Raw genomic sequence first — 16,392 nt, forward strand, 5'->3', positions numbered from 1 at the left:
TTGCTCTCTCCCTATTCCGCGGCGACCTTGGCAGCGCGCTTCTTCTCCGCATGGGCCATCAGCCCGTCGCGATACCAGGCGCCGTCGTCCCATGCCTTGCGGCGCGCTTCGAGGCGCTCGCGGTTGCACGGGCCGTTGCCCTTGATGACGTTGAAAAACTCGTTCCAGTCCGGCTCGGAGAAGTCATAACCGCCCTTCTCCTCGTTCCAGGTGAGGTTGGGGTCAGGAATGCTCAGGCCGAGGTATTTGGCCTGCGGCGCGGTCTGGTCGACGAACTTCTGGCGCAGCTCGTCATTGGTGTTCTGCTTGATGCCCCAGCGCATGGACTGCGCGGAATGGACGGAATCCTTGTCGGACGGGCCGAACATCATCAGCGACGGCCACCACCAGCGGTTCATGGCGTCCTGCGCCATTTCCTTCTGTTCCTCGGTGCCCTCGCAAAGCACGCGCAGGATGTCGAAGCCCTGGCGCTGATGGAAGGACTCTTCCTTGCAGATGCGGATCATGGCGCGCGAATACGGGCCGAAGGAGCAACGTTGCAGCGGCACCTGATTCATGATCGCCGCGCCGTCCACCAGCCAGCCGATGGCCCCAATGTCGGCCCATGTGAGCGTCGGGTAGTTGAAGATCGAGGAGTACTTTGCCTTGCCGGCGAGCAACTGCTCGGTCAGCTCGTCGCGCGAGACGCCCAGTGTTTCCGCCGCGCAATAGAGGTAGAGCCCGTGGCCCGCCTCGTCCTGCACCTTTGCCAACAGGATGGCCTTGCGCTCCAGCGTCGGGGCGCGGGTGATCCAGTTGCCCTCAGGCAGCTGGCCGACCACTTCCGAATGGGCGTGCTGGCTGATTTGGCGCACCAGCGTCTTGCGATAACCCTCCGGCATCCAGTCCTTCGGTTCGATGCGGATACCGTCATCGATCCGCTTCTGGAATGCCAACTCCTCGGGGCTGTCGCCGACTTTGCCGGTTTCCACAAGCTGCGCGTACATGGCCTCAACTCCTCGATTGTCCGTGTTGGACATTTCACATGCGACGACACCTTTCGTGCAGGCGTCGCGCTGAATTGGCTCTGGAGGAATTCAGGGGACCGGCAGTCCGGCATGGCCACCGGGCCGGGGCGGCGTCGCACCCGCATCCGGGCCCGCCAAGGGGACCGCGTCCGATAGCCGCCACAACGCCTCCTCCGTCGCGGCCGCATTCCTCCCACGTTTGATCTGACACTCTTTACGTCACATTTCAAGGCGTATTTCGAAAAAAGCGTGACATATTGAGATGTAGTTCTTTTTCCTTGTGTTTTGTTGCCCTTACGACAGGTTCAGCTGTAGGAAAGATCCGCAATCCGGCGCGCGATGCGCGTCGGATCGGCTACGAGCGGGCCATCGCGGTTGACGAAGGTCTTTGCGATGGCCGCATCGGCTCCCGGCGACAGCTGCAGGTACAGCCGTGCAAAGAGGTTACGTGCCTCCGGCCCCTTCCACCCCTTGGGCAGAAGCGGGACCGGCAACATGGGATCGGCCAGCGCGATCTGGCGGAACATGTGCACCAGAAGCAGCCTGAGGCCAAGCGCCTCCTGCGGCGTACACCGCACATCTTCCAGCTCCGCAAAGCCATCGACGAAACGATCGACCTGCTCGGCCAATTCATCGAGCCCCCAGGCCCCGCGGGCGATCTCGGTAAGATCATCCTCGGTTGTGGCCCGGAAGTGCGGCGCACCCAGCGGCGGAAGTGGCTCACCGCGGTCCGGCAGGATGGCCAGATGCGGCAGGGCCATGCCGAAGCGCAGGTCGGTGAGCCTGTGCAGAAGCGCATCGCGCTCCGCACCATGCGGCAAAAGCACAAGATGCCACCCCTGCAGACGCGCCACGTTGGGCCGGCGGTAGATCAGCCGCGCGGCCCGCGAGAACTCGTCATTGGCGACCCCGGTGAGGCGGTAGTAACTCTTGCGCCCCTCCTTCTCACCCTTGATCCGGCCTGAGGATACCAGTCGAGAAACCGCTGTTCTGACACGACTTTCGCCGATATGAACGGTCTTGCAGGCCTCAATGATATTGCCCATCCAGATCTCGCCGGCACGCGGGGCGACCACATCACCATAAAGCGTGACGATGAACGACCCCGCGCGCACGGGAAAGCGGTCGAGAAGCTGATCAATGAGCGTTTCAAGCATGGGAGACTCCGGGTCTGGCGGTGTCCCTTTTAGCGGGCCCATCTGTGCCACTCAATCCAAGGATCGATGCCGCGTCATCTTGCCGGACGTTCGTCGCGCACCCGCTTGGCCTTGCCGACCGAGCGCATGACACCGCCCGGCTCCACAACCTCAACGCGAGACGACACGCCAATCACGCTCTTGATGTGGGCGATCAGCTCGCGCGACGCGCCCTCCGCGATGTGGGTGAGATCCTCGCCTTCCTTGCACTCACAGCGCACCGTCATGGTGTCCATGCGGCCCGAACGAGAGAGCACGATTTCATAGTGCGCGGAGAGACTTGCCACCTTGAAGATCTGCTCCTCGATCTGGGTAGGGAAGATGTTCACGCCGCGCAGGATAATCATGTCATCGGAGCGCCCCGTGACCTTTTCCATCCGGCGCATGGAGCGGGCCGTACCCGGCAGGAGGCGGGTCAGATCGCGGGTGCGATAACGAATGATCGGGAAGGCTTCCTTGGTCAGCGAGGTGAAGACAAGCTCGCCCTTCTCCCCGTCGGCCACCGGCTCGCCGGTCTCGGGGTTGATGACCTCCGGATAGAAGTGATCCTCCCATATATGCAGGCCATCCTTGGTTTCCACGCATTCCTGCGCGACACCCGGACCGATGATTTCAGACAGGCCATAGATATCCACCGCGTCCATATCGAAGGCTTCCTCGATTTCCAGACGCATGGCGTTGGTCCACGGCTCAGCGCCGAAGATGCCGATCTTGAGCGAGGAGGCACGCGGGTCGAGACCGGCGGCGCGATATGCATCGAGGATCGACAGCATGTAGGAGGGCGTCACCATGATGATGGAGGGCTTGAGGTCCTCGATCAGGGTGACCTGACGCTCGGTCATGCCGCCAGAGACAGGAACCACCGTACAGCCGAATTTTTCGGCACCGTAATGCGCACCGAGACCGCCGGTGAAGAGGCCATACCCATAGGCATTGTGCAGGATATCGCCCGGCGCGCCACCGGCGGCGCGAATGGAGCGGCCGACAACGGATGCCCACATATCGAGATCGTTCTGGGTATAGGCGACGACGGTCGGCTTGCCGGTGGTGCCAGAAGAGGCGTGCAGACGCGCGATCTGATCCTGAGGCACGGCGAACATGCCGAAGGGATAGTTCTCGCGCAGATCCTGTTTCACGGTGAAGGGGAATTTCGACAGGTCCGACAATGTCTTGAGGTCGTCCGGGTGGACGCCGCACTCATCGAACTTGCGACGATAGAAGGGCGAGCCCTCATAGGCGCGCTTCAATGTCTCCTTCATGCGCGCAAGCTGCAGCGCGGAGATTTCGTCACGTGACGCGGTTTCAATGGGATCGAGCGGCGCGCGGCGCTCGCTGACGGACTTAAGCATGGATAACCTCCCGGAACGGCGCCTTTCCGGCGCCGGAATATCAGTCAGAAAAGGAACGGCGCTCTCCCGGCGCCGGGGTACAGTCAGATTTGAGTGTTGCCTCAGGTAGCTGCGAGATGGGTGCCAGGGACGGTCCGCGAATGTCCGCGGAAGGTCGCATAGAGCTTGCCGTCCTCACCAGTCACGGTAATGTCGTAGAGGCCGGAACGCCCGGCGCGGTGGACCTCGGTGGCCGTCGCGATCAGCATCGCCCCCTCGCCCGGCGGGGCGTGGTAGGTGATCGAGCAATGCTGCGCGACGGTGAACTGGTTATGCGTGTTGCAGGCAAAGGCGAAGGCACTGTCGGCCAACGCGAACATGAACCCGCCGTGGCAGGTGCCAAGCCCGTTCAGCATGTCCTTGCGAACCCGCATGGTCAGCGTTGCGGTCCCGGGCGCAATGGAAACGACCTCCATGCCAAGCGCCTGACTTGCATGGTCGTTTTCCCACATGGCATCGGCGCAACGGCGCGCGATGTCCTGTGCGTCCATGGCTGTTTCCGCCGAGGTCGTGACGCCGGTGGTCATGAAGGCTCTCCCGTGAAGACGGGGGCTCTTTTCTCGGTAAAGGCGCGCACACCTTCTGCATAGTCGGCGCTGCGACCGGCGCGACGCTGAAGGTCCCGCTCCAGGTCAAGGCTATCATCAAAGCTCAGATGCCCTGCCGCATGCACCGCCTGCTTGGTGAGACCATACCCGAAAGTCGGGCCGCTGGCGAAAGACGACGCAAGGGCTTTTGCCTCTTCCATCAGCCTGTCGTCGGGCACGGCCTTCCAGATCAGGCCCCACTCCTGCGCCTTGAGCGCACCGAGCGGTTCGCCAGTCAGCATCAGCGCCTTGGCGCGGGCTTCGCCAAGACGATGGGTCATGGTCCAGGTGCCGCCGGAATCGGGCACGAGACCGAGCTTTGCAAAGGACTGGATGAAGCGCGCGCTCTCGCCCGCGATCACGATATCGGCGAGCAGCGCCAGGTTCGCGCCCGCTCCAGCCGCAACACCGTTCACTGCGCAGATGACGGGCTTTGGCAGATCGCGAATGGCACGAGCCAGCGGGTTCCAGAGCGTTTCGATGGTCTGCCCCAGATCGGGGGCGCCGCCCTCGCTGTCGGGATGGCGCGCGCCAAGATCCTGGCCCGCACAAAAGCCGCGGCCTGCCCCCGTCAGAAGAACCACCCGCACGCAGGCGTCATCCGCCGCCCGCTTCAACGCGGCACGCAGCAGCGCGTGCAACTCCTCCGTAAAGGAATTCAGCTTGTCCGGGCGGTTCAGGGTCAGCGTCATCACGCCATCCTCAACCGCCTCCAGAAGCACCGGCTCGGCTCCCGATTGGGTCATTCACATATCCTCCCAAATGCGCCGTCGAAGTCAGGCAGGCCCGCACCTTCGAACTGGTCTTGGAAAAAATGTGTTGCATAAGCCGACCGCGCGGTCAATAAATAACACATCACAAATTTCGAGGGCCAACCTTGGATATGTGACGATTTGGGAGGATATCATGTCGCTTGCAAAACTCGGTGCCTGCGCATCCGCGCTCGCGCTGCTCGTTGCCACGCCTGCACTTGCGGAAATCAAGATCGGTGCGTCGTTGGCCGTCACCGGCCCGGCGTCCTTCCTTGGCGACCCGGAAGCCAAAACGCTGGAAATGCTCGTCAAGCAGTTGAACGCCACCGGCGGCATCAACGGTGAGGAGGTCGAGCTTGTCCTTTATGATGACGGCGCAGATCCCAACAAGGCGCGCACCTTCGCCACCCGTCTGATCGAGGAAGACGAAGTCGTCGCCGTCATCGGCGGTTCCTCCACGGGGGCGACCATGGCCATGGCGCCGCTCTTCACCGATGCCCAGATTCCGTTCGTGTCGCTTGCCGGCGCGGTGGTGATCATCGATCCGGTAAAAGAATACGTCTTCAAGACGCCGCACACCGATCGCATGGCCTGTCTCAAGATCTTCGAGGACATCAAGAAGCGCGGCATGTCCAAGATCGGCCTGATCTCCGGCACCGGCGGCTTCGGCAAGTCCATGCGCGCCCAGTGCATTGAGGTGGCTGGCGAAGCGGGCGTGGAAATCGTTGCCGACGAGACCTACGGTCCGGGCGATGCCGACGTGACCCCGCAGCTCACCAACATCGCAAACACCGCAGGCGTCGAAGCAATCGTGAACCCCGGCTTCGGCCAGGGCCCGGCGGTCGTGACCCGCAATTACGCCCAGCTCGACCTGAAAATGCCCTTCTACCAGAGCCACGGCGTTGCCTCCGACAGCTTCATTCACCTTGCTGGCGATGCGGCCAACGGCGTGCGCCTTCCGGCCACCCCGATGCTGATCCCCGACAAGCTGGCCGATGACGATGTCCAGAAGGCCGCCGTCACCTCCTATATCGCCGACTACAAGGCTGCCTATGGCGAAGCCCCGTCCACTTTTGGCGGCTATGCCTATGACGCCTTCCACATGGTGGTGAACGCCATCAAGGCGAAGGGCTCCAGCGATCCGCAGGATATCCGCGACGGTCTGGAGGAGACCAAGGATTATGCGGGCGTCACCGGTGTCTACACCATGTCCCCCACCGACCACCTCGGCCTCGACCTGACGGCATTCCGCATGCTGGAAATTCAGGAAGGCGCGTGGGTTCCGGTCGAATAATTCCGGCCTGAATAGTTGCGGCCGGGCTCTCCCGGCCGCCCCTTTCTCCGTAACAGTGACGGGGCCCCCTTGTCCGAGCTTCTCCAGTTCGTCCTTTCGGGCGTGACTGTCGGCGCCATCTATGCCGCTGTCGCCCTCGGCTTCACCCTTATCTACAACGCTTCCGGCGTGGCGAATTTCGCACAGGGCGAATTTGTCGTTGTCGGTGGCATGACGGCGGCTGCGCTCATTTCCGGCGGCGTTCCGGTCTATATCGCAGCCCCCCTGGCCGTGATTGCCGGAATGATCGTGGGCATCGGGCTCTACAAGCTGGCCATCAGGCCCGCGGGCAAGGCTCCGCTCGTCTCGCTGGTGATCATCACCATCGGGGCAAGCATTTTCCTGCGTGGCGTCATGCAGATCGTCTTCGACAAGCAGATCCATCGCTACGAGGGCTTTTCCGGCGATGAGGCGCTGCGCTTTCTGGGCGCGACGATCCTGCCGCAGAGCTTGTGGATCATCGGCGGCAGCGTCGTTGTCTTTGCGCTGCTTGCGTGGTTCGTCGGACATACGAAGGCCGGGCGCGGCATCCGCGCGACCGCCTCCAACCGTCTGGCCGCCGTCCTTGTCGGCATCAATACAGGGCGTTCGATGAACCTGTCCTTTGCGCTTTCGGCCGCCGTTGGCGCGCTGGCGGGCGTGCTCGCCACGCCGGTGACCTTCACCACCTATGACGCAGGCGTTCTCATGGCGCTGAAGGGCTTTTCCGCCACCATGCTCGGCGGCGTCGGCAACCCGTTCGGCGCGCTTGTGGGTGGCTTCGCCATCGGCCTCATCGAGGCGATGACGGCTGGCTACATCTCGTCCGACTACAAGGATGCGGCTGCGTTCATCGTGATCCTCGGCGTTCTCTTCGTCATGCCGCAGGGCCTGTTCGGCCGGCGCACCACGGAGCGCGTGTGATGAACCCGACCCTGAGAGCCTTTCTCATCACCGCCGGGCTCGTGGCGCTCGGTGCGCTGATCTTCCCCTCCAGCTACTATTTCCGGGTGGGCTCGCTCATCTGGATCAACACACTGTCGGTTACCGGCATTGTTGTTCTGCTGGGCTATGTGGGCCTCGTAAGCCTCGGCCATGCGGGCTTCTTCGCCATCGGCGCCTATGCGGTGGCGGTGCTGCCCGCCTATGGGGTGCCCTCCGGTGTGGCCTTCCTGATCGGTGCCGTGGCAGCCGGTGCGCTGGCGCTTGTTGTGGGACGTCCGATCCTGAAACTGTCCGGCTACTATCTCGCCATCGCCACGCTTGGCCTCGGCATGCTCATCTGGATGGTTCTGACGAAGGAAGCCTGGCTGACCGGCGGACCCGACGGCATGACCGTCTCCGGCTTCAACCCGCGCCATTGGTTCGCAGCCCTCGGCATCAAGATGAAGACGACGGAGGCCTGGTACTGGCTGAGCGGCGCTTTTGCCACCATCGGCGTTGTGCTGGCGGTCAATCTGGGCAACAGCCCGTGGGGCCGCGCGCTGCGCGCGGTCCACGACAGCGACGTCGCCGCCTCATCGCTCGGCGTCGATGTGGCGCGTGCCAAGGTCGTGGCCTTCGCGATCTCCGCCGTTTACGCCTCGGTCGCAGGGAGCCTTCTGTCGCTCGCCAACGGCTACATCACGCCGGACACGGCCGGGTTCATGCACTCGGTCGAAATGGTCACCATGGCCGTCCTCGGCGGGGCCGGCACCGTCTATGGCGCGATCGTCGGCTCCATGATCCTCACCGCCCTGCCCCAGGTCCTCACCGTCGTCGCAGAATATGAGCATCTCGTTCTCGGCGCGGTGATGGTCGCCACCATGGTTGCCATGCGCAACGGCCTCGTGCCCGCGCTCGGCAGTCTGGTGCATCGCTGGAGGTCGAAATGACCGTGCTTGAAATCGAAAACCTCGGCGTCTCCTTTGGCGGGCTGAAGGCGGTGGACGGGGTCAGCTTCAACGCGGATGCGGGCGAAGTGACCTCGATCATCGGCCCCAACGGTGCGGGCAAGACAACGCTGTTCAATCTCGTCAGCAGCGTCTATCGGGCAAGCTCCGGCTCGGTACGCATCGAGGGCAAGGACGTGACCGGCGAGCCGCCGCACCTTCTGGCGCGCCGCGGCATGGCCCGCACGTTCCAGAACCTGCAGATCTTTCCGCAGATGACCGCCCTCGACAACGTGATGACGGGCTGTCATCTGCGCGAGAAATCGAACCTTTTCGCCGACCTTCTGGGCCTGCCCTCCAGCCGCCGGGAGACCGCGCACAGCCGGGAACTGGCGCATGAGGCGCTGGAACGCGTCGGTCTGAACGCCCTTTCCGCACGTCCGGCTTCCGATCTTTCCTACGGCCAGCTCAAGCGGCTTGAGATCGCGCGCGCTCTGGTGACGGGCTGCAAGATCCTGCTGCTCGACGAACCGGCCGCGGGCTGCAACGCGGTGGAGACGCGCGAAGTCGACGACCTCATCCACGCCATCGCCGAAGAAGGCGTCTGCGTGGTGCTTATCGAACATGACATGCGCATGGTGATGCGGATTTCATCGCATATCGTGGTGCTCGATCAGGGTACCAAGATCGCGGAAGGGCGCCCGGAAGACATCCGGGACAATCCGCGCGTGGTGGAAGCCTATCTGGGTGCGCACGGAGCGGCGGAGGCGCGTGCTGCCCATGGCTGATCCCCTTCTTGAAATTGCCGGGCTGGTGACAGCCTACGGCCCCATCGAGGTGCTGCATGGCGTCGATCTCAGCGTCGGCGAGGGTGAGATCGTCACCCTTGTCGGAGCGAACGGCGCGGGCAAGACGACGTTGATGCGCTGCATCTCCGGCGTCCAGCCGATCAAGGCTGGCACCATCCGGTTTGCGGGCGTTGATCTGACAAAAAAGGCAGACTTCGCCCGCGCCGGGCTCGGCATCGCCCATTCGCCGGAAGGCCGCCAGATCTTCGGCGACCTCTCGGTGGAGGAGAACCTCGCGCTGGGCGGCTTCCATCGCAAGGACGACCTGACGGGCGATATGGAGGATGTCTTCGGCCTCTTCCCCATTCTGAAGGACAAGCGGCATCTGGCGGCAGGCGGACTTTCCGGCGGCCAGCAACAGATGCTCGCCATCGGTCGCGCGATCATGGGCCGTCCCAGGCTGCTATTGCTGGATGAGCCCTCCATGGGCCTCGCGCCGGTTCTGGTGGACCAGATCCTGGAGGTGATCACCACGTTGCGAGATCGTGGCGTGACCCTTCTGGTTGTGGAACAGAATGCCTATGCCGCGCTCTCCATCGCCGACAGGGGCTATGTGATGGAGACGGGCAAGATCGCGCTTTCCGGCTCTGCCCAGGACCTCATTGCGGACCCGCGGGTGCGCGAAGCCTATCTGGGAGCGTGAACCATGGCACGGACACGGGCGGCGGATTATGACGACAAGCGCGATGCGATCCATCGCGCGGCTGCCCGCATTCTTTCAAAGGCCGACGGCAAGGCCTCGATGAACCAGATCGCCGATGCCTGCGGCATTTCGAAAGCGTTGCTCTATCACTATTTCCGCAATCGCGACGAACTGATCTTCGACATCATCCATACCCATCTGAGCGAGATCGATCACACGCTGCATGAGGAGGCCAACGGCCTCAAGGGCCGCGAGCGACTGCACAAGCTGTCCGACGCCCTGCTCACTCTCTATGAGGATGCGGACGATCTCCACCGCCTGCAACTGGGGGCTCTGGGCGCGCTGCCGGACGAGGACGTGCAGCGCATCCGCGAGGTGGAGCGGGCAATCCTCGGCCATTTCAGAAGTGCCGTGCGCGAGATCGCCCCCGATCTGGAACGGCCGCGCATGGTGGCCGTCACCATGGGGCTGATGGGCATGCTGAACTGGGCCTTCACGTGGTTCCGCTCCGACGGCCCGCTGACCCGAACCGAATTCGCCCGCATGGCCACCGACATGGCGTTGAGCGAGATCGAAAAGGGCTGAGGCCCGGCGCAGGTTTCCGCTTTCGCTCCCCGGTTGGTCTGTAGTCCGGGTGAGCTTTTGTGCGCGCGGTCCTCTCCAAGCATGTGGCCGATCCTTCGAGACGCCTGCTTGCGCAGGCTCCTCAGGATGACGTTGTTCGTGTTGGGAAATCGAAAGAGCCAGCCCCACCCACAACGTCATCCTGAGGAGGCCCGCAGGACCGTCTCGAAGGATCGGCCACATGCTCAAGCTCTCCCCACGTACTCCTTCTACCCCCCATTGCTTCCCTAAGCGGTAGCCCCTCACCCGTTGCGAACAAACCAAGAATATCGCTAACTTGGGGCATGAGCCTTATCGAACCCGAATCGCCCCCGAGCCCGACCTATCTTGACCGCCTGAACGATGCGCAGCGCGAGGCTGTTCTGCATGGCGATGGACGGGCGGCCGATCCGCTTCTGGTGATCGCGGGTGCAGGCTCGGGCAAGACCAACACGCTCGCCCACCGTGTGGCACATCTGATCGTCAAGGGAGCAGACCCGCGGCGCATCCTCTTGATGACCTTTTCGCGCCGTGCGGCGCAGGAGATGACGCGTCGTGTGGAGCGGATCACGCGTGAGGTGATGGGCGAGAAGGCCGCCGTTCTGGCAGACGGGTTGACCTGGGCGGGGACGTTCCATGCCATCGGTGCGCGGCTCATTCGCGAATATGCGCCGGTGATCGGGCTCGACGAGGCGTTTTCGATTCATGATCGGGCCGATTCCGCCGACCTGATGAACCTCATCCGGCACGAACTGGGACTTTCCAATACCAAGAAGCGGTTCCCGGCCAAGAGCACCTGCCTCGCCATCTATTCGCGTGCGGTCAATGCACAGGCCGAGCTTGAGGCGGTTCTGCGCGCCTCTTTCCCGTGGTGTGCCGACTGGACAGCGGCGCTCAAGGCCCTGTTTGAGGGCTATGTGGAGGCCAAGCAGGCGCAGAACGTGCTCGATTACGATGACCTGCTGCTCTACTGGCGCGGCATGGTCACGGACGCGGGCCTGGGCGAGGTGATCGGCGACCGGTTCGATCATGTTCTGGTCGATGAATATCAGGATACCAACCGCCTTCAGGCCGCCATCCTGGCCGGCATGAAACCGGACGGGCGCGGGCTGACGGTGGTGGGCGACGATGCGCAGTCAATCTATTCCTTCCGCGGCGCGCAGGTGCGCAACATTCTCGATTTTCCGCAAAGCTTCGACCCGCCAGCCCGCATGGTGACGCTGGAGCGCAATTATCGATCCACCGCACCGATTCTTGCAGCCGCCAATGGCGTCATCGCGCTGTCGAAGGAACGTCACGCCAAGGAGCTGTGGACCGAGCGCACCAGCGCCGACAAGCCCCGCCTTGTCACGGTGCGCGAGGAAAACGATCAGGCCGCCTATATCTGCGAAGAAGTGCTGCGTGAGCGTGAGGCCGGAACCGCCCTGAAATCGCAGGCCGTCCTCTTCCGCGCCTCGCATCACTCCGGCCCGCTGGAAATCGAACTCACGCGCCGCAATATCCCCTTCGTGAAATTCGGCGGGCTGAAATTTCTGGATGCTGCCCATGTGAAAGACACGCTGGCGATCCTGCGTTTTGCCGACAATCTGCGCGATCGGGTGTCGGGTTTTCGCGTGCTGCAGCTCATTCCCGGTGTTGGCCCCTCGACAGCGGGCGCCGTGATGGATGCGCTGGCAATTGCCGCGGATGCGGGCGAAGAACTGGCCGCCTTCCCCATTGCCGCAAAATCGCGCGAAGACTGGGCGGACTTCGTTGCGCTGTTTGACGATCTTCGCCGCAAGTCCGGCGGCTGGCCTGCGGAGATCGAGCGGGTCCGGCGGTGGTATGAACCGCATCTGGAGCGCAGGCACGAGGATGCGGATACCCGCAAGGCAGATCTCGCCCAGCTTGAACAGATTGCAGCCGCGGCGCCCGACCGCGCGCGCTTCCTGACCGACCTCTCCCTCGACCCGCCCGATGCCACCAGCGACAAGGCCGGGCCGCCACTCATGGATGAGGACTACCTGATCCTCTCCACCATCCATTCCGCCAAGGGGCAGGAATGGAAGCAGGTTTTCGTGCTCAATTGCGTGGATGGCTGCATTCCGTCGGATCTCGCAACAGGGGCAAGCGAGGAAATAGAGGAAGAGCGACGACTGCTCTATGTGGCCATGACGCGGGCGAAGGATGCGTTGCATCTCATCACCCCGCAGCGCTTCTATACCCACGGCCAACGTTCTCGCGGGGACCGGCACGTCTATGCCAGCCGCACCCGTTTCATCGACACATCCTCGCTCGATCTCTATGAACGCACCTCTTGGCCAACCGCTCCGCGCGACTATCCCGATCAGGCGCGGCGCGAGGCGCTGCCGCAGGTTGATCTCAAGGCGAAAATGAAAGGGATGTGGCGCTGACCGCACCGCTTTTTCAGGTCCGCAGACCTGCCCGGGCCTTGCCAGCCATCAACGTTTCCACGGCTGGCCTGAGAAACGGAATGCATGAGCTCGCCTCATCCCCCACCCCATGACCCAAACCGATAGGGAGGATGCCCGCCAGTTTCGTCAAGAGGGTCAAACCGTGTGGGAGAGCTTCGCCAGACTGTCGAAAACGGCCCCGAAATGACAGGCCGCGCCCGCCAACACGAAGACGTGCCAGATCGCCTTTGAAAAGCGCAGCCGCTCCCAGGCATAGAAGATCACGCCGAAGGAATAGAGCCCGCCGCCGAGGGCAATAAGCCAGAGCGTACTTGCGGGAAGCGCGTCGGCGATGACCGGATAGACCAGCACGCCGCACCAGCCCAACGCCAGATAGGCAGCCACCGCGACACGATCAAACCGTCCCGGCAATGCAATTTTCAAGATGATCCCCACAACCGCCAGTCCCCAGACAGAGCCCATCAGGGCTATGGAGACCGCCCCTGTCGGCATCTGCGCGATGAAGGGCGTGTAGGTCGCAGCGATCAGCAGGAAAATGGCGGAATGATCGAACCGGCGCAGGATCCACTTGGCCCTTGAAACCGGCCACATGTTGTAGAGCGAGGAGGCCGTGAGGGCCGCGATCAGGCCGGTGACGTAGACGCAGACCGCAATGGAGAGCGCAGGTCCCGCAACACCGAAGGCGTGGATCAGGAGCACAACCGCACCGGCGACAGCCAGTGCAAGACCGATGAAATGCACCACGGCATCAGCAATCCGCTCAAGACGGTCTTCATGCCATGAAACGATGTGAGCCCAATCATGCGTCATGTGATCTGATCCCTCCGGACGTCCAATCGCTACCCCCTGTCATGACGTCGCCTGAAAGACTAGCAAGGGAGTGCGACATGACTGTTAACGCGTCTGCCAACGCCGAGTTCAGCCGCTGTTCGTATTGAACAGGACCAATCCGGTTCACGTCGTCACAGAGGCGAGAACAGGTGCTTTGACCGACCATATGCGGAAATTGGACATCTTTGCGATACGCCCCGCGACACAACTGCGCACCGCGCCGTCCCCCCACCTGTCTGACGTGCAAGATGTTGGGAACGGGGACTTGGGATTGAGCGCAGCGATGGTGTAGCTTACAGCTTCCCCATCCCGCCCACGGCCTTTTGCCTGCCGTGCACCCGGCCCTCCCCTTCCCGGGACAAAGCCGGGGTTTTCAGGACATATGATGACATCGCTCCCAATTCCCGTTTTCGACGGCCACAACGACACACTCCTGCGCCTTGAACTCGATGCCGGTTCCGATCAGGAACGCTCGTTTTTCGAACGCGCCGTTCACGGCCATATCGATTATCCGCGCGCACGCGCCGGGAACTTCGCGGGCGGTTTTTTCGCCATGTTCGTCCCGTCCAAGATTGCCCGCATGAAGGAATATGTGGCGGGCGACCCGGCCAATCATGCGCCGATCACCCAGAATTTCGCGCTCGACATGACCCAGAGGCTGATGGCGCAGGCCTACGCGCTGGAAGCCGAGCGCCCCTCTGTCATGACCATCTGCCGAACCAGTGCGGACCTGCACGCGGCGATGGAGACGAACCGCATCGCCATGCTGCTCCATATCGAGGGAGCGGAAGCCATCGATCCCGAGTTTACCGTGCTTGAGGACCTTTACAGCAAGGGACTGCGCTCGATCGGGCTTGTCTGGAGCCGGGCCAACATCTTCGGCGAAGGTGCGCCCATGCGCTGCCCCTCCTCGCCCGATACCGGCGCCGGACTGACGGATGCGGGTAAAGAGCTGGTGCGCGCCTGCAACAAGCTCGGGGTGCTGGTCGATGTCTCGCATCTCACAGAAAAGGGCTTCTGGGACGTGGCGAAGGTCTCGACGAAACCGCTGATCGCAACCCATTCCAACGCCCATGCGGTCTGCCCGTCGGCGCGCAATCTGACGGACCGCCAGCTCGATGCGATCGCTGAAAGCGGCGGGGTCGTCGGGCTCAATTTTCACGTCGCCTTCCTGCGCGAGGATGGCCGGTTCAATGCCGACACGCCGCTTGAAACGATGGTGCGCCACGTTGACCACCTGGTGGAAAAGCTCGGGCCGGAAGGCGTGGCCATCGGGTCCGATTTCGATGGCTGCCTGGTGCCAAAACCCATCGGCGACGTATCCGGCCTGCCGAAGCTCTTCCAAGCTCTTCGCGAGGCGGGATATGGTGAAGAGTTGCAGCACAAGATCGGCTCGCGAAACTGGCTTTCGGTGATCGAACGCAGTGGACTTTGATCCGGCGGCGGCACAGACCGCGTTCGCGGAGCGGAAAGCAAATACCTGACTTTCGATGCGGCAGAGAGGCGCCAAGCCGGAGTTGCCTGGCGCCCTCTGGCCCTCGTCGACCCTACGTAGCCGGGGCGTCCGGTTTTCGAGGCGCGTCCGTTCAAACGAATATTTTATTGCTTTGATAATTTTACAGAGCTAGCTTCAAATAGTTCTTATATATAAATTGACGTTGCGGAATCCGAATGCGAGACTTCCTTCCGGTTTTGCTAAAAAGACAGAAAAATGCCGCTTCCCCGCGCGATTGAACACCAGAGGAACGGCGAAAAACTAAAACCGGCAAACCCGGATAGATTTCCTTGGGAGGATAGACATGAAATTCCGCACGCTTATTGCGCTGGCGACAGCCGCCGGTGTCTCCATCTGCATGGCCGGCGCTGCTTCCGCCGCAGACGTGACCCTGAAGCTTCATCATCTGCTTGGGCCGAAAGCACCTGCCCATACCCAGATGCTGGAACCTTGGGCCAAGCGCGTGGAGGACTCCTCCGGCGGCAAGATCAAGATCGACATCTATCCTTCCATGTCGCTGGGCGGAAAGCCGCCGCAGCTTGTTGGGCAGGTGCGCGACGGCGTGGTCGATATCATCTGGACCGTGCTTGGCTACACAGCGGGCCAGTTCCCGCGCACGGAAGTTTTTGAACTTCCCTTCATCCACACCAACAATCTCGTCGCCACCAACCTGGCCATGCGCGAAATGCTGGAAAACGGGATGCTGGCTGAGGAATTCAAGGACATGCACGTGATCACGCTGCATGTTCATGCCGGACAGGCGATCCACATGGTCGATACGCCGGTGCGCAAACCGGAAGATCTTGCGGGCAAGAAGATGCGTATCCCGTCACGCACGGGCGCCTGGATTCTGGAGGCGCTTGGAGCGAACCCGGTCGGCATGCCAGTACCGGATCTGCCGCAAGCCCTTTCCAAAAAGGTCGTGGACGGCGCACTGATCCCGTTTGAGATCGTCCGCCCGCTGAAAATTCAGGAACTCACCCAGTACCAGACGGAAGGCGAAGGCCGCATCCGCTTTGGCACGACCACCTTCGTCATCGCCATGAACAAGGCGAAATACGAGTCCCTGCCCGCCGACCTGAAAAAAGCCATCGATGACAATTCAGGCATTGAATTCTCCAAGGAAGTCGGCCGCGTGTGGACCAAATCCGAAGTGGGCGGTGTTGAAGCCCTCAAGGAAGCCGGCAACGAGGTGATCGAGCTTTCGCCCGAAGAGATCGACGCTTTCAAGAAGCAGCTTGAGCCGGTGGTCGACCGCTGGATCGCGGATGTGGAAAGCAAGGGCATCGACGGACGCCAGCTGGTGGACGCCGCGCGCGCGACCATCGCGAAGTACGCTGACGAGAAATAAGCGCAACAACGAAGTGACCGCGTCGTTTCTTCGGTTCGGCGCGGTCCGCCCGCCCACAGGCAGTGGTGCAATGACCCCACAAGCCCAATATCGC

Annotated in this window: 15 protein-coding genes; 9 read left to right on the top strand and 6 right to left on the bottom strand. The window is 62.4% G+C overall.

What is annotated here, in order from left to right; translation table 11 throughout:
- Positions 1 to 11: 11 nt before the first annotated feature.
- The 5 genes from paaA to paaG all read right to left on the bottom strand — a co-directional run bounded on the left by paaA (position 12) and on the right by paaG (position 4,924).
- Positions 12 to 986: a 1,2-phenylacetyl-CoA epoxidase subunit PaaA gene (paaA, locus tag ABGM93_RS06790; RefSeq protein WP_321504627.1), complete on the bottom strand. Its 975-nt coding sequence runs from the start codon at positions 984 to 986 to the stop codon at positions 12 to 14.
- A 326-nt stretch (positions 987 to 1,312) separates the two neighbouring features.
- The gene (locus tag ABGM93_RS06795; protein WP_321504632.1) at positions 1,313 to 2,164 is read right to left on the bottom strand and encodes a PaaX family transcriptional regulator C-terminal domain-containing protein; all 852 of its coding nucleotides are present in this window, start codon (positions 2,162 to 2,164) and stop codon (positions 1,313 to 1,315) included.
- Positions 2,165 to 2,238: 74 nt separating this feature from the next.
- Positions 2,239 to 3,552 (bottom strand): phenylacetate--CoA ligase PaaK, encoded by a 1,314-nt coding sequence (paaK, locus tag ABGM93_RS06800; protein WP_321336253.1) that lies wholly within the window; start codon positions 3,550 to 3,552, stop codon positions 2,239 to 2,241.
- A gap of 101 nt (positions 3,553 to 3,653) precedes the next feature.
- Entirely contained in the window at positions 3,654 to 4,118 is a 465-nt protein-coding gene (gene paaI, locus ABGM93_RS06805) for a hydroxyphenylacetyl-CoA thioesterase PaaI (RefSeq protein WP_321504634.1), read from the bottom strand.
- Positions 4,115 to 4,924, bottom strand: a complete 810-nt coding sequence (gene paaG, locus ABGM93_RS06810) for a 2-(1,2-epoxy-1,2-dihydrophenyl)acetyl-CoA isomerase PaaG (protein ID WP_319774113.1) — start codon at positions 4,922 to 4,924, stop codon at positions 4,115 to 4,117. The genes paaI and paaG overlap by 4 nt, the downstream gene beginning before the upstream one ends.
- A 160-nt stretch (positions 4,925 to 5,084) precedes the next feature.
- Between paaG and ABGM93_RS06815 the strand changes: the two genes are divergently transcribed.
- From ABGM93_RS06815 to ABGM93_RS06845, 7 genes are all read left to right on the top strand, one after another.
- A complete protein-coding gene (locus ABGM93_RS06815) occupies positions 5,085 to 6,224 on the top strand; it encodes an ABC transporter substrate-binding protein (protein ID WP_319774114.1) in 1,140 nt (379 codons plus the stop codon).
- Between the two features lie 69 nt (positions 6,225 to 6,293).
- Positions 6,294 to 7,166, top strand: coding sequence for a branched-chain amino acid ABC transporter permease (locus ABGM93_RS06820; protein WP_321504637.1), 873 nt, complete (start codon positions 6,294 to 6,296; stop codon positions 7,164 to 7,166).
- A complete protein-coding gene (locus tag ABGM93_RS06825; RefSeq protein WP_321504639.1) occupies positions 7,166 to 8,116 on the top strand; it encodes a branched-chain amino acid ABC transporter permease in 951 nt (316 codons plus the stop codon). The genes ABGM93_RS06820 and ABGM93_RS06825 overlap by 1 nt, the downstream gene beginning before the upstream one ends.
- The gene (locus tag ABGM93_RS06830) at positions 8,113 to 8,901 is read left to right on the top strand and encodes an ABC transporter ATP-binding protein (RefSeq protein ID WP_321504641.1); all 789 of its coding nucleotides are present in this window, start codon (positions 8,113 to 8,115) and stop codon (positions 8,899 to 8,901) included. Before ABGM93_RS06825 ends, ABGM93_RS06830 begins: the two co-directional genes overlap by 4 nt.
- A complete protein-coding gene (locus tag ABGM93_RS06835; protein ID WP_319774118.1) occupies positions 8,894 to 9,604 on the top strand; it encodes an ABC transporter ATP-binding protein in 711 nt (236 codons plus the stop codon). Before ABGM93_RS06830 ends, ABGM93_RS06835 begins: the two co-directional genes overlap by 8 nt.
- Before the next feature lie 3 nt (positions 9,605 to 9,607).
- On the top strand, positions 9,608 to 10,189 hold the full coding sequence (locus tag ABGM93_RS06840) for a TetR/AcrR family transcriptional regulator (RefSeq protein ID WP_321504646.1): 582 nt from the start codon (positions 9,608 to 9,610) through the stop codon (positions 10,187 to 10,189).
- Positions 10,190 to 10,512: 323 nt separating this feature from the next.
- Complete coding sequence (locus ABGM93_RS06845) at positions 10,513 to 12,600, top strand: ATP-dependent helicase (RefSeq protein WP_321504648.1); 2,088 nt, start codon at positions 10,513 to 10,515, stop codon at positions 12,598 to 12,600.
- A 156-nt stretch (positions 12,601 to 12,756) separates the two neighbouring features.
- Here ABGM93_RS06845 and ABGM93_RS06850 read toward each other — a convergent pair whose 3' ends face one another.
- Positions 12,757 to 13,431 carry a hemolysin III family protein gene (locus tag ABGM93_RS06850; RefSeq protein WP_321504650.1) on the bottom strand — a complete coding sequence of 225 codons (675 nt, stop codon included), beginning with the start codon at positions 13,429 to 13,431 and terminating at the stop codon, positions 12,757 to 12,759.
- A 403-nt stretch (positions 13,432 to 13,834) separates the two neighbouring features.
- On the opposite strand from ABGM93_RS06850, the gene ABGM93_RS06855 reads away from it, so the two are divergent.
- Positions 13,835 to 14,887 (top strand): dipeptidase, encoded by a 1,053-nt coding sequence (locus ABGM93_RS06855; RefSeq protein ID WP_321504652.1) that lies wholly within the window; start codon positions 13,835 to 13,837, stop codon positions 14,885 to 14,887.
- A gap of 364 nt (positions 14,888 to 15,251) precedes the next feature.
- Positions 15,252 to 16,298, top strand: coding sequence for a TRAP transporter substrate-binding protein (locus ABGM93_RS06860; RefSeq protein WP_321504654.1), 1,047 nt, complete (start codon positions 15,252 to 15,254; stop codon positions 16,296 to 16,298).
- Positions 16,299 to 16,392: the final 94 nt, after the last annotated feature.

It is taken from the genome of Breoghania sp. (genome assembly GCF_963674635.1).
Classification (GTDB): Bacteria; Pseudomonadota; Alphaproteobacteria; order Rhizobiales; family Stappiaceae; genus Breoghania.

Excerpts from the sequence above, each read along its gene's own strand:
- paaA (WP_321504627.1), bottom strand. The coding sequence starts at position 986 with ATGTACGCGCAGCTTGTGGAAACCGGCAAAGTCGGCGACAGCCCCGAG.
- ABGM93_RS06795 (WP_321504632.1), bottom strand. The coding sequence starts at position 2,164 with ATGCTTGAAACGCTCATTGATCAGCTTCTCGACCGCTTTCCCGTGCGC.
- paaK (WP_321336253.1), bottom strand. The coding sequence starts at position 3,552 with ATGCTTAAGTCCGTCAGCGAGCGCCGCGCGCCGCTCGATCCCATTGAA.
- paaI (WP_321504634.1), bottom strand. The coding sequence starts at position 4,118 with ATGACCACCGGCGTCACGACCTCGGCGGAAACAGCCATGGACGCACAG.
- paaG (WP_319774113.1), bottom strand. The coding sequence starts at position 4,924 with ATGACCCAATCGGGAGCCGAGCCGGTGCTTCTGGAGGCGGTTGAGGAT.
- ABGM93_RS06815 (WP_319774114.1), top strand. The coding sequence starts at position 5,085 with ATGTCGCTTGCAAAACTCGGTGCCTGCGCATCCGCGCTCGCGCTGCTC.
- ABGM93_RS06825 (WP_321504639.1), top strand. The coding sequence starts at position 7,166 with ATGAACCCGACCCTGAGAGCCTTTCTCATCACCGCCGGGCTCGTGGCG.
- ABGM93_RS06830 (WP_321504641.1), top strand. The coding sequence starts at position 8,113 with ATGACCGTGCTTGAAATCGAAAACCTCGGCGTCTCCTTTGGCGGGCTG.
- ABGM93_RS06835 (WP_319774118.1), top strand. The coding sequence starts at position 8,894 with ATGGCTGATCCCCTTCTTGAAATTGCCGGGCTGGTGACAGCCTACGGC.
- ABGM93_RS06840 (WP_321504646.1), top strand. The coding sequence starts at position 9,608 with ATGGCACGGACACGGGCGGCGGATTATGACGACAAGCGCGATGCGATC.
- ABGM93_RS06845 (WP_321504648.1), top strand. The coding sequence starts at position 10,513 with ATGAGCCTTATCGAACCCGAATCGCCCCCGAGCCCGACCTATCTTGAC.
- ABGM93_RS06850 (WP_321504650.1), bottom strand. The coding sequence starts at position 13,431 with ATGACGCATGATTGGGCTCACATCGTTTCATGGCATGAAGACCGTCTT.
- ABGM93_RS06855 (WP_321504652.1), top strand. The coding sequence starts at position 13,835 with ATGATGACATCGCTCCCAATTCCCGTTTTCGACGGCCACAACGACACA.
- ABGM93_RS06860 (WP_321504654.1), top strand. The coding sequence starts at position 15,252 with ATGAAATTCCGCACGCTTATTGCGCTGGCGACAGCCGCCGGTGTCTCC.